This is a genomic window from Dorea longicatena (assembly GCF_024168045.1).
GTDB lineage: Bacteria > Bacillota > Clostridia > Lachnospirales > Lachnospiraceae > Dorea_A.
In genome coordinates this window covers 346171-359709 of the sequence record NZ_CP100126.1, presented here as the reverse complement: position 1 = coordinate 359709, position 13539 = coordinate 346171, and the positions used below count along the sequence as shown (strand labels likewise).

Annotated in this window: 13 protein-coding genes; 2 read left to right on the top strand and 11 right to left on the bottom strand. The window is 41.5% G+C overall.

The window, feature by feature from the left end:
• Positions 1-48 precede the first annotated feature (48 nt).
• A complete protein-coding gene (locus tag NKF87_RS01765; protein WP_253583857.1) occupies positions 49-3417 on the top strand; it encodes an EAL domain-containing protein in 3369 nt (1122 codons plus the stop codon).
• A gap of 150 nt (positions 3418-3567) precedes the next feature.
• Here the strand turns inward: NKF87_RS01765 and NKF87_RS01760 are convergent, their stop codons facing one another.
• A complete protein-coding gene (locus tag NKF87_RS01760; protein ID WP_055195619.1) occupies positions 3568-4491 on the bottom strand; it encodes an alpha/beta fold hydrolase in 924 nt (307 codons plus the stop codon).
• Positions 4492-4527: 36 nt separating this feature from the next.
• Complete coding sequence (locus tag NKF87_RS01755) at positions 4528-5085, bottom strand: HD domain-containing protein (protein WP_253583855.1); 558 nt, start codon at positions 5083-5085, stop codon at positions 4528-4530.
• Between the two features lie 103 nt (positions 5086-5188).
• Here NKF87_RS01755 and NKF87_RS01750 point away from each other — a divergent pair, with 103 nt between their 5' ends.
• Positions 5189-5731 (top strand): nitroreductase family protein, encoded by a 543-nt coding sequence (locus NKF87_RS01750; protein WP_226853230.1) that lies wholly within the window; start codon positions 5189-5191, stop codon positions 5729-5731.
• 212 nt (positions 5732-5943) lie between these two features.
• Here the strand turns inward: NKF87_RS01750 and NKF87_RS01745 are convergent, their stop codons facing one another.
• From NKF87_RS01745 to tnpA, 9 genes are all read right to left on the bottom strand, one after another.
• A complete protein-coding gene (locus NKF87_RS01745) occupies positions 5944-6390 on the bottom strand; it encodes a C-GCAxxG-C-C family protein (RefSeq protein ID WP_055283155.1) in 447 nt (148 codons plus the stop codon).
• A 53-nt stretch (positions 6391-6443) separates the two neighbouring features.
• Positions 6444-6944, bottom strand: coding sequence for a YkgJ family cysteine cluster protein (locus NKF87_RS01740; RefSeq protein ID WP_028086933.1), 501 nt, complete (start codon positions 6942-6944; stop codon positions 6444-6446).
• Positions 6945-6997: 53 nt separating this feature from the next.
• Entirely contained in the window at positions 6998-8587 is a 1590-nt protein-coding gene (locus NKF87_RS01735; RefSeq protein ID WP_253583853.1) for an AAA family ATPase, read from the bottom strand.
• A gap of 69 nt (positions 8588-8656) precedes the next feature.
• The gene (locus NKF87_RS01730) at positions 8657-9427 is read right to left on the bottom strand and encodes an alpha/beta hydrolase (RefSeq protein WP_253583851.1); all 771 of its coding nucleotides are present in this window, start codon (positions 9425-9427) and stop codon (positions 8657-8659) included.
• Between the two features lie 180 nt (positions 9428-9607).
• Positions 9608-10444, bottom strand: a complete 837-nt coding sequence (locus NKF87_RS01725) for an NUDIX hydrolase (RefSeq protein WP_118309137.1) — start codon at positions 10442-10444, stop codon at positions 9608-9610.
• A gap of 183 nt (positions 10445-10627) precedes the next feature.
• Complete coding sequence (locus tag NKF87_RS01720; protein WP_118377686.1) at positions 10628-11329, bottom strand: hypothetical protein; 702 nt, start codon at positions 11327-11329, stop codon at positions 10628-10630.
• 82 nt (positions 11330-11411) lie between these two features.
• Positions 11412-11753 (bottom strand): arsenate reductase family protein, encoded by a 342-nt coding sequence (locus NKF87_RS01715; RefSeq protein WP_055182302.1) that lies wholly within the window; start codon positions 11751-11753, stop codon positions 11412-11414.
• Positions 11754-11959: 206 nt separating this feature from the next.
• Positions 11960-13066 carry an RNA-guided endonuclease TnpB family protein gene (locus tag NKF87_RS01710; RefSeq protein WP_055182670.1) on the bottom strand — a complete coding sequence of 369 codons (1107 nt, stop codon included), beginning with the start codon at positions 13064-13066 and terminating at the stop codon, positions 11960-11962.
• Entirely contained in the window at positions 13063-13470 is a 408-nt protein-coding gene (gene tnpA, locus NKF87_RS01705; protein ID WP_055182673.1) for an IS200/IS605 family transposase, read from the bottom strand. The genes NKF87_RS01710 and tnpA overlap by 4 nt, the downstream gene beginning before the upstream one ends.
• Between the last annotated feature and the right edge of the window lie 69 nt (positions 13471-13539).

The window sequence follows — 13539 nt, the reverse complement described above, 5'->3', positions numbered from 1 at the left end:
TAGATTATTGTCACCTGAGAATACGTAGAATCTAAAGGAAATCAAATTATGAAAATAGAGAAAAAAATATGGCTCTCGTTGATCGCATCTGTCTTATTTGCCGTTATCTTTTCCATCTGGATATTTAGACAGGATACTGTTCGGAACGAACTGCCTTTTGATAACACCACCTCACTGAAAACAACAAGTTTTAAAACTGACGGTGCGAAAACAGAATCTGTGATCCTGTCCGATGAATTCCACACGCAAAAAGCGATTCTTTTCCAGACTACTCATACCAATGCAGAAGTCTGGCTTGATGGGAAACTTATTTATCAATACGGAAATGAAAAACACACACCCAAATTCATGAAATCACCCGGCTCCTGCTGGCATATTGTAGACATTCCGGCAAACAGTGACACCAAGAAACTGACCGTCAAAATCATTCCTGTATATCAGGGTTATTACGGGAACCCGGTGCATCTTTTTCTAGGTACGAGGGGCGATTGTATTCTGAAGATTCTCAGCCAGAGTCTAGGAATACTGATCCTCAGTTGCGGTGTTTTATTTTTGGGATTTCTCTCTCTGGTATTGTATATTGCAGTGATTCGTAAGAAACAGGAGGATTTTTCCGAAGAAACATCTAAAATATTCCTGAATCTTGGAATCTTCTCCCTGTTGATTGCCTTATGGTCCCTGAATCAATGCGGTTTCCTGCAGTTTTTAGTCCCGGATGGAAGAACACTGTATTTTATTGACTTCTTTACATTTTATCTCTTTCCTGTTCCGTTTAATTTCCTTTTGTATGATATTTGCAAAAGTAAATTCCAAAAAGGTGCCCTGTTCCTGTCTGTTTCTTATCTGATCAATATGGGCGCAGCCGTCCTTCTTCAGTGTATGGGAATTGTCGATATCTTCCTGATTCTTCCGATCACGCATCTGATCATGCTTGTGAATGCAGCATATACGATCGGACTGATCCATTACGAAGCAAAACAGCTTGGAAACGAACTTGCCAGAAAGTTCAGATATCCAATGTACCTCATTATGTGTTTTTCCTTATCGGAACTATTGATTTATTATATCCGCAGATTCCAGCAGACATCTGTATTTCTTCCGCTTGGCACTCTGCTGTTTATCCTTATGCTGATCTGGATCCAGGTATCGCAATATTATGAGCAGTGTATCCAGAAGCAAAAACTGATCTACTTCCAGAAACTGGCAAATATAGATATGCTCACCGAAGCCATGAACCGGAATGCCTATGAAAATATGATCCGTTATCTGGACGAACAGGAGTTGGAATTACATACAACCGGAGTTGTCTTATTAGACCTTGATAATCTGAAGGAAATCAATGATAACTTTGGCCACGAAAAGGGAGATGAAGCCTTAAAGCTTTGCTATCAGTGTATCCGCCAGGCTTTTCCATCGGAACAGAATTGTTTCCGAATCGGTGGAGACGAATTTGCTTATATTTTCCATAAAGATGAAAAAGAGCTGATTGCCGATAAGATCCATAAACTGGAGCTGCTTCTAAATGAAAAGGATCAGGATCTTTCCTATTCTCCCAGCGTCTCCTCCGGATATGCCTATTATCAGCCTGACACCGATATGGATTTTAAAGATATCGTAAGACGCAGTGATACTATGCTTTACCGTGAAAAACGAAGAAAAAAAATATCACATTCCGCTTCTTCTCATCCGATGCTTTCTTCCGGAAAGCAATCTCGTGCACAAGGGATCACGGATGAACTGATCACGCAGGAGAAAAAATACCAGCATATTTCACCGACGGAATTATGCGGGATCATTGACCTGCTCAGTCCAAGTACCGATGACTATCTGTACTTTATTGATTTCCGGACCGACTTTTACTATATTGCGCCACAGTCACTGGAACGTTTCTGCGTTCCTCAAAATGCTTTTTATAATGTTATGGAAACACACCGGGACTTTGTATATGTCGAGGATTATCCGCTGCTGACTGCCGAATTCCGTGATCTGCTTACTACCAACCGTTGTATCCATAATATGGAATATCGCTGGCTGGATCTGAACGGGAATCCGGTCTGGATCAACTGCCGCGGATATCTTGTACGGGATGATTATCAAAAGCCGCTCTACATGGTTGGATGTATTAATGAGATCGGCGAAAAGCAGAAAGCAGATAATATCAGTGGACTTTTCGGCGAGAATGGTCTGATTGAATACCTGAAGACCCAGGAGACTCCTCTGGAAAATGGATTTCTGTTACGCCTTGGTATCGATAATTTCAAATCGATCAATGAAAAATTCGGATGGGATTATGGTGATTATATTCTCCGGAAAACTGCAGAGTGTATTTCGCACTGTATTTCAGGGGAACAGCAGGTATACAAATTATCCTCTGATGAATTTATCATCGTGGATGTTACTTCTGACGATAAGCAGACAGCAGTACACCTTTACAATAAAATCAGGGAAAACATCAACCAGTTTATTAAAAAGAATCATTATACGGCAATCTTTACGATTTCCGGTGGGATTCTCCCATTTTATAATCTTCTGGAAAGCGAATATGATGAAATGATGAAGCGGACAGATTTTTCATTGAACACAGCTAAAAAACGGGGAAGAAACCGTTATTACATTTTCAATGAACAGGACTATCAACGGTTCTTACATCTGAAAGATATCAGCGATGTCCTTCATGCGGCAGTCATACATGACTTCCGTGGATTCTCTGTTGCCTTACAGCCATTGGTGAAAGCAGGCTGCAGACAGCCTTTTGGTGCGGAAACCTTGATGCGTTTTTCTTCCGGACAGTTCGGAACTATCTCACCGGCAGAATTTATCCCTATCCTGGAAGAAAGCGGACTCATCATTCCGGCCGGCCGCTGGATCATAAGGGAAGCTCTACAGGCATGTAAAAAGCTCCGTGAAACAATTCCGGACTTCCAGGTCAGCATCAATATCTCACAGATACAGATTGAAAAGTCTGATGTGATACAGGATATCTCTGCTGAACTTGAAAATGCCAAACTTCCTCCGGAAGCATTGATCGTGGAATTAACAGAAAGTGCTTTGCTGGAAGACAATTCCAATGCACGGCATTTCCTGAAGGAATTAAGAAAAGCCGGCATACGGCTTGCACTGGATGATTTCGGAACCGGTTATTCGAACTTCCATTATCTCAATGAACTGCGTCCGGATATCATTAAAATTGACCGTTCCTTTACCGCAAAAGCTATAAAAGATGCAAAGGAATATGATCTTTTAAAACGATTCTGCACTATGATACACCGTCTGAACATAAAAATCTGCATAGAAGGTGTGGAGACTGAGGATGAATGGGAAAAGATCCGGCTGATGGATCCTGATTATAGTCAGGGATATCTGTGGGGAAAACCTTGCTCTTTCGATGAACTTCTTCAAAAAGGACTCCGGTTTTAGTAAAACCGGAGTCCCTGAAAATCAAATTTCCCTTACGTCTTTCTTATCTACACTGATCACGACAATCGTTATCACAAATGCTCTTGTACTTTTTATGCCTTTATCTCTATTTTTTTTAAATTATAATCCCTCCCGGCACCTAATACATTTTTATAATGCCTTGTCCATGAATGCAATAATACCCGCTTCGACTTCGTTCTTAATCTCAGCATAATTATGTATCTCGTGGCGGTATCCCGAGTACAGCTTCGTCGTTACGTTATGTCCGGTCTGTACCAGCCAGTTACTTACCTGATATACACCGACACCATACTCACCTACCGGGTCCTGATCTCCCGCAATATTATAGATTGGCAGGTCTGTCGGCACTTTTTCGGCCCACTTTGTTCCCTCGATCTGTAACATCATCTGGATGAAATCATATACCGAACGGTTGCTGGTCGGTCTGGTAAATGCATCAAACGGATCATCGGCATGATCCCGCTGTACATACGGATCGGCACAGATCCACTCATTTCCGATACTGACCTCTCCACAGCGCTCACACATCCATCCCATCAGTTCTCCGGTATATGACGGATCAGATTCTTCTCCATGTCCTGCATCGATCGCTTCTTTTAATTTCTTTCCCGTCTCTTCTGCCCCGCGGAAGATTCCCGTTGTTCCGCAGATGGTTGCCCCGGCCAGTTCGTCCCCGTATTTTGCAATGAAATCTCTTGTGATAAAAGATCCCATGCTGTGTCCGAATAAGAAATATGGCAGATCCGGATATTTTTCACACACGATTCCTTTCAATGTATGCTCGTCTTCCATCATTGTATGCGGTCCTTTGTCTCCCCAGTCGCCCCACACATTATTGACCATTGCTGTCTTCCCATGTCCTACATGATCGTCTGCTGCCACGATATAACCCGCATCCATGAAGGCAGATATCATATGCAGATAACGTCTGGAATGTTCCCCAAATCCGTGGATCACCTGGACAATTCCCTTCGGTTTGCAAGCCGGAACATAGATCCATCCCTGGACCTGGTCACGTCCGTTGTAGGACGCAAAAGATACTTCGTGTAACATAATGTATTCCTCCTTTTCTATCTTATCCGTACGATTTTAGATTCTTTTATTCTGTACGGTTATAAGCTGTTCTTCAAAAATCCTCCGGTATTCCTCTTCCACCTCACCAAATGCTCTGACCTCATACCTCAGATCAATATGCAATTCGGGCGCTTCGCTCTCCTGTTTCTCTCCCAGAAGAAACGTCAGATCATACCATAGCATTGCCTTATCAATCGCATTCAACTGCATCTTCTCTTCCGGTGTCAGGTCCGAACCGAGAAATTTTTCATAAATCATAGAAAGCATACGTTCTTCGCGTTCATTATATTCCGGCAGTTTCTTCTTAAAAGGCGACGGAACATCCGACATATAACACTCGCTTGCATCGTGAAGCAGGCATGCAAGCACCATCCTATCCGACAGACCTCTCGCCTTTGCCTCTTTTGCACAGCAAATGCAATGTTCCCCGACCGACCAGAACGTCTTCACATGACCATTTCCTCTGCATATCAGGGACAGCGCATGTGCAATATCTGCTATGTCAAATAACTCCGGATTCGGTTCTGTTGGTTTAAAATGTTTTCCTGTGTAGGTCGTAATGTATTCGCTCATATCCTTCCTGCTTTCTTTTGTCTAATACTTGTCTAAATACTCTTCTCTTCCCTTTTCTTATATTCTCAATTATACTATAAGAAAAAAGATAAGGGGGTTTTTTATGAATTTATTATCAATTTTCCAGCAACGCCACAGCATTCGTAAATACACCGGTGCACCTATTGATGATGCAGCATTGACACAGATCATTCAGGCCGGACTTCTGTCCGCTTCCAGCCGTTCGATCCGCCCATGGGAATTCATCGTCGTCAAAGACAAAGACATGCTCCGTCATCTGTCCGAATGCCGTACCGGCGCCGCCTGGATGTTGGCCGGCGCAGATGCGGCCATCGTCGTCATCGCCAATGCCGAAGTCTCTGATGTATGGATTGAGGACAGCTCCATCGCCATGGCAAATATGCATCTGATGGCCGACAGTCTTGGTATCGGAAGCTGTTGGATCCAGGGACGGTTAAGAACTGCAACTTCCACCGATTCCGGTACTGCATCTATTACAACCGAAGATTATGTGCGTGAATGTCTGCATTTTCCGGAAGGGTATAAGCTTGAAGCGATTCTGTCTCTGGGGATGCCGGCTGAGGAGAAAACACCTGCCGAACTTTCAAAGCTTCCATTTGAGAAAATTCATTATGAGAAATTTTAAAATCCTTCATTGTCTGCGGAATCTGCCCCCAACCAGACTTTACGAATACATAACAATTCCTGCCACTGGCAGCTTCTTACGAACGCATGGCGATTCAGAATATAAAACAGAGCGGTACCTTCATCGTACCGCTCTGTTTTTTATATTCAACATCAATCGTTCTATTATCCTTTTATTCTTTATATATTCCCCGATTTTTTTGCTGTCTTTTTCTACTTATTCTTCATATATTCTTCCAAAATCTCTGCTGCTCTTCTACATGCTTTCACGCACGGTCTGCTCTGATAATACTCTTCCGTTCTGACCGCAGGCTCTTCCAGATCTTCGCCCTTCTCCAACCCAAGAAGTTCCCGGCAAATTAGACTTCCTTCCGATTCTTCAAATGCTCCGCAAAGCTTCTGCACAAGTGCATAAAGCTTCTTTTTCCCCGCCGCATCTTTCGGATCATCGTATCCGTACAGATCACCGATCACCATGACCATCCCCGTCACAGCACCACATACTTCACGAAGCTTGCCGAATCCTGCTCCGAACGGGCTTGCCTTCTTCGCTGCTTCTTCCACTGTTATTCCCAGTTCTTCCGCAAATGCTGCATAGACCGACTGGCTGCAGTTGTAGCCTGTGCGGAAGAGGGATTCTGCTTTGTCTGCTTTGTTCATTGATTTTCACCTCCGGTTGTAATTACCTCTTTATCATTCCATTTACATTATCATCAATGAAAGTTATATATTTTCTTTAACCGTTCCCAGATCTCATATGCTACAGGACACACCGCTATCGCATCAAGCATACCATACAAACTCCCCAAACGTCCCGATTGATCCGTATACGGATACTTCTTACAGCCATCCGGCTTGCACTCCTCTAAAAGACATTCTCCATTCTTTTGAAGAAAATCACATGGTTTATTTTTCGTTAAATAAGTCCCTTCCGTCTCATCTTTTTCCAGATATGTCTGAACAAATTGCGGCTCTTCCATCTTAAGATACTCTGCCACTTCCTTCACTTCATCTGTCGTAAGTTCCGCACAGTACTCTTTACAACAGTTACGGCATCTGCCGCAATCGAAGTTTTCAAATAATTCTTTGTGCAGTTGTAAAAATTGCTGGTCCAGTTCTTCTTCATCCGCATTGCATTTTAAGAAGCTTCGGAATCTTAAGTTCTCTTTTTCTTTCTTTTTTGCTTCAAAATGTATTTTTCTTGCCGGGAGCATTTTATTCACCTCTACTATGCTTTCATTTCACTTATATGCCTGACGAAACACTGTTATTTTTTCTTATACGCCTTAATAACACACTCATGTTTCTTATCTTTTTTACTATAATTAATCCCAACCAGCAAAATATCACCTGTATAATCTTGAATAGAATCCGGATATTTTCTATCCTTTATCTGCTGCAATGCACTCACAGCACTTTTATTCCATTTCAATTCCACAACAAGCGCCGGATAATCACTCTTATATTCCGGTTTTGGAATAAACACAAAATCCGCAAAGCCTCGTCCTGTCGGTAATTCTCGAACTGGTTTAAAATAATATTGCATCGCACTCAGATATGCCAATGCCAACACACTGCTAAGTGAATTTTCATTATTGTATTGAATTGTTGATGCATATTCCTCATGTATTTTTTCTATCCGTTCTGCAACCGCTTCACCATCCATATCTAACGTTGCATCTAATAACAATTCGGATTCCTGCTGGAAAAGTAACATCTCGTTCCATCGTTTTCTCCGCGTCGCACGAATCAGTTCCTGCCGGATCTCCTCGTTCGGTACAAACGCCATCCTGGAAGCACCCGAATATCCCAAGTAACCCATATGAATCAGATACGTCAGGACATCGTCCTTATTCACAATATTTGCAATGTCATTCTGAAATGAAGCAACGTCCACTTCGACCGCTGCCCCCGACAACATTTCAATAATTGCAGTCTTTAATCCATCAAAATCCATATTAATCAATGGAACGATCGAATCATAGGAAGCCGTTCCAGACCAGTAACTCTGAAAATTTCCATCGGTCATCAGATTTACGACTGCGTTTGGATTATAGACATGATATTTTCCTAATTGATAGCCATCATACCAGCGCTTCACCTCTGAAAAATCCTTTTTATATTCCTCACAAAGTTCTTTTACTTCTTCCTCTGTGAATCCAATATAAGAGGCCAGTGGTCCCGCATTCAGCATCGAATATTCACGGAAATTATTAAGTGCCGATTGTGTTCTTTCTTTTTTTATCGGTAAAATTCCTGTAAGATAGGCGAGCTGGATATATTTCGTAGGTTCCGTTCCCTTGAACATACTTCTCAGGAAACGGATATATTCATCCTGTACTTTCTTATTTGCCGACTCATCCCGGATAAGCACATCCCATTCATCAATAATAATAATAAATTTCTGTCCTGTCTTATCCTTAACCCGTGAAAGCCCATCCGGCAAAGATCTTACATTCTCAGACAAAATTTCCGGATAAATTTCCCTCAATTCATCCAATACTATCCTGGTAATATATGCTACAACATTTTCTGCTTCTTCACAATTGGTCAGAAACCATTGTACATCTATATGGATCACATCATATTTATTAAGATGCTTCTTAAAATCTTCTGTTTTTCCTATCTCAAGATCAAAAAACATCTCTTCCGAATCTGCACCTTTGCTATAGTATGCTGCAAGCATATTCGCCGCATATGATTTTCCAAACCGACGTGGACGACTATTGCAAATATATCCGTCTGTTGAGTCCAGTACATCATTCATGCAGGCAATTAAGCCTGTTTTATCTATATAGATTTTTGAATTCAGTGCTACTTGAAATGCACTGTTATCCGGATTCACAAATCTTCCCATATATTACACCTTCTAATCTACTTCTATACTGATTATGATACCATGAAACCTTAACACCCTCAACTTATATTATAAGCCACTTTTCACTCCGAACATCCATTTCACGCCCTTAGCCAGCCTTTTCCCCGCATCTGCAAAATGCCCTCCCGCATTCCACTCTAAAACCACGGATTCCACCATCGAGTCCTCCTGTAACAGCCTTTCCTGCGCCCTGGTCCTGTCACCGACCGCTGCCATTACTTTGTTCTTCGTCTTCTCTTCTTTCCCGCCAAGACTCAGATACACGCTACATTTACTCTGAATCATATGATCCCTTACATAATGATCCCAGTCCGGGAACCACAACGAACCCGAACAGCATACAATTCCAGAAAACACGTCACTTTCATAAGCTGCCCATAGCGCGAATAATCCGGCAAGCGAATAGCCCATCAGCCAATGTTCCCTGTCTTTCACGCCAAAAGCCCGATCAATATGTGGCACACATTCCTCTGTCAGCCATCTCAGCGTCTTCAGACCTTGTCCTGCGAAACCTTCCGTTCCGAATACAGCCGATGCTTCCCACGGTGAAAAGTCCCGGTTCCAATTCTCCACCTGAAATGCAACGAGCAGGAAATTTTGTTCCGGCACAAGTTCCAGTAGAGATTCCCACAGATGCTCTACTTCGTTCTGCTGATGTGGATACATGCCCCAGAAGATGACCGGACCGCCGATTCCGTTCTGAGCGAGATGTAGTTTGATTCCGTTTATTGTAATATCCTGAATCATCCCGGCACTCCTGCCGCTCTTTTCTTTTGTTAGCTCCGTTGTAAGCATTTGCTTTTTCTCTTTATTTTCCATCTGCAATTCTCCTAAATTACAAAGATTCATCTTTATTAATCTCTTCCATATACCCGGCTGTAACAATGCCTGCCGGCAATGCCACAATTGCTCTAAATGTTCTTTTTTCCCAAATTATGAAAAGTATCAAGAATAAAAATTTTATCATTAGTATGCACAGCCCTTTCTTCTTACCAAAGTTTATCTTTTCTCCCGATACAACTTCGCCGGTCTATGCCCGGCATCCCCCGTCATCTCCCCGGTATCTTCTACCAGATCAGCCACTTTTCTTCGAAAAGCCGGAACCAACAGCTTCGTATCCAGCACCGTCTCATGAATCTGCTGCAATTCTCTCAGTGTAAACTTCTCCGTTAAAAGCCGGAACGCTATATGCGTCTCCGTAATCCACTTGCGAAGCTGTACGATTGCATCTGCAAGAATCAGCTCGTGGTCAAATGCAAGGTCATCGCTTTCTATAGTCTTAAATTTCTTCTTTACATCCCACTTCGAAGTTGTCTCTTCTAATCTTGCATGAAGCTTCTCATCCCCATGTGTCAGACACAGATTCCATATACCGGCTTCTTCCTGAAATGACACATCAAACCACTTTGCATCCGAAGCATCATCTCCTGCCTGGATCATTTCCTGTCCGGCATTGACAAGTGCCATGTATCCATTGCTGATCACCCATCTTCTCGGATCACGGTTTGGATTGCTGTAGGTACCGAACTGTTCCAGGAAATTACAGTTGCAGTTTGTCTCTTCTTTTAATTCACGTTCTGCGGCTTCGCCGATGGTTTCCTTCGGACCAACGAATCCGCCCGGAAGGGCATAACAGCCTTCATATGGTGCCGCACCTCTCTGGATTAAAAGTACCTTTAACTCTTTCTCGGCTATTTTTCTGTAATTATCTTCTTCTTTATCAAACATTCCGAAAATGACGATATCTGCAGTCACGGATGGTTTTGGATATTTTGAATCATCGTAAGTCTTTACAAATTCTTCGTTAACCTTTTGCATTTCTGATTTTTTCCGCATGATTACTACCTCTTTCTTTTTTCGTCCTATATTATTATCTTTATGATAGTATCACTTTGATAGTATGTCAATATATAAATTTACGCACACGAAAAATGTCATCTCATCATCTAACGTTCTTCGTGTACGTTTATCCTCTTCAGATACTTCACTACCTTGCTTATTTGTTTTTACTGAATCTTTTCACATATACTTCTTCCGCGACAACCATTTCTGATCAATACACTTCACTTCCCCATCAAACCGGATATGTAAATGCACCCCGCCAGATCTCTGATTAATCTTCTCCACAATTCCATGTCCGAATTTCGGATGTGTCACTGCGTCACCAAGCTTATACTGAACCACCTCATCTTTTTTCTTCTGTGCAGTCTTCAGTTGCTGATAAGTATCCCGGACCGGCACGGATTTATCATGGATTCTGTTCTTTAATACCTTATCATAGTCATGATTCATAAGCGCTTCGCCCGCCTTATAATACGGCGTCGGCGCCGCTCCGATTAGAGAACAACAGTATTTCCACGCACTTCCGTGCGTTCCCGCCTGCCATTTATACTTTTCGGGAATCTGCATATTGTACTGCATGTAATGGGCATACTCATGCTTAAACAGATCTATGCGGTCTTCTTTGGACAGCGGATTCTTCACACCATATGCAATAAACAACAGCGAAAAATGAAAATGCTCTTTTTCATGTGCACTTCGTCTAGTGTAAGATCCCAGTGTGTCCGTATCATATCCAAATGTTATCGGTACTTTTGCCCCGTTTAAATGGAGTTTTCTGTCCATTTCTTCATATAGATTTTGTATTAATGCCCGTAAAATCGGGATTTCTTTCTGCAGGCGCTGCCGCAGGAATTGGTCTTCTCGGTTGTAATCTATCATCTTCTCACTCAGTATTCTTTCCTTAATCTCAAATTTATTTGTTATTATTTTTGAGTTCCTTTTTTACTTTCTTTATACTCTTTTATTTCCAGTTTTTCCAGATATCTGGCTGATATCCTACTGTTGCCTGTTTCCCGTTACGCACAATCGGTGTCTTGATCACCTTTTGATTTTCCAGAATCTTTTCTGCTTTATCTTCCTCTGCAAGATAAGTAATCAACGCAAGCAGATCTTTATCCTTGCACTCCTGATCGATCAGTTTTTCATATCCTCCGACAGCCTGGCATACCGAATTGAATTCACCTTTACTCAGACCTTTTTCTTTCATATCTACGAACTGGTACTTAATTCCGCGCTCTTTGAAAAATCGTTCAGCTTTTTTGCTGTCGAAGCTTTTCTTGGTTCCGAAAATTTGTATGTTCATTTTTGTTCCTCATATAATTACTCATCATAATAATTCCATTTTAGGGTGACATGCTCCCACCACTTAAATCACAGATTTTGAAGTGAGGGCTTCTTGCTCAATGGCTCTACTGAGCCAAGTATCTACAAGCTATCCTCGCGTGCCCCGCGATTCATTTTTACCCAGTTATGGGATATTTTCATTGTCTGGATACAGACACTTCCCATTTATCCTGCTAACAACATGCGGCGTGCTTCTTCACGTATATTGATTGCCGCATTCAGATCCCGGTCTATCCGATTTCCACATGTACAAAAATATACTCTGTCCGAAAGTTTCAGTTCTTTCTTTACACTACCACATTTACAGCATTTTTTACTGGAAGGGAAAAAACGGTCTACACGTACCAATTTCTTTCCTCTCCATGTCAGCTTATATTCCAGCAATTCCCGAAACTTTCCGTAACCGTTATCCATGACACTTTTCCCAAAATGCATACACTGGCTCATTGCTTTCATATCAATATCTTCTACTGCAACAACATCATATGTCTCTGCCATTTCATGACTCAGCTTATGTAAGAAATCTTTCCTCTGATTTCGGATTTTTTCATGACATAATGCAACACGTTTTTTCTGTCGGTAATAATTATTGCTTCCTTTCACGCAATGGGATAACTTTCTTTGTTCCCTTGCCAGCCGCTCCTCACTTTTTCTGAAGTATCCTTCATTTTCCTTCTGTATATCTTCAGAAAACACAGCCATTCCATGCATTGCATAATCAATTCCTAGTATCTTTGCGTCTTCATAATCTAATTCTTCTGCTTGGTTTTCACAGTCAGTTTTTTCATATAATAGACTTGCATAATACTTTCCAGATGGTTCCATACTTATTGTTACAGATTTCAGGCAATATTTTTCTGGAATATCACGATGTTTTTTCATACGGATCCATTTCAACTTCGGTAGTTTTATCTGATGATCTTCTACCTGAATATTTCCATTGACCACATTTGTCGTATAGCTTTTTCGGCTCCTGTGTTTTGATTTGAATTTTGGAAAGCCAATCTTTGGATCCCTGAAAAAATTCTTATATGCCTTTTCCAGATGCATCTGCACATTTGCAAGTGCCAGGGAATCCACTTCTTTCAAAAATGGATATGCTTTTTTATACATCGCCGGTGTATTTCGCAGCATTTTTTTCGTTGCTTCATATTCCCGTATCTTATCATTCAACATCTGATTATATAAAAAACGACAGCAGCCAAATGTTTTTGCGAGCAGAACTTCCTGCTCTCTGTTTGGATATATACGAAAATGGTAAGCTATATTCATCTTTTTTTCTCTCCCTGCGTCTCGATATAATTACGGATAACATCAATCGGTGCACCACCCGCTGTCAACAGGCAGAAACTTTGACTCCAGAATGCTTCCTTCCAAAGTCTTTCCCTGATCTGTGGATATTCCTTTTTTAACAAACGACTGCTTGCACTTTTATACGCATTGATAAATTTACTGAGTTCTGATTTTGGCTGTGCTCGAAACATAACATGCACATGATCAACATCATGATTCCATTCTTCCAGTGTGATTCCATAATCAGGTGCAATACGTTCCCAGATCTCTTTTGCACGTTCCGAAATCGGATCATCTATTACTTTTCTTCGGTATTTTACAACCATGATCAGATGATAATACATCAAATATACTGAATGTGCATTATGATCCATTTTGTCCATATAGTCAGTCCTTTCTATCCTTTCGACTGATTATAGTATACCACACTTCGCATTGCAGAACAAGCGTTC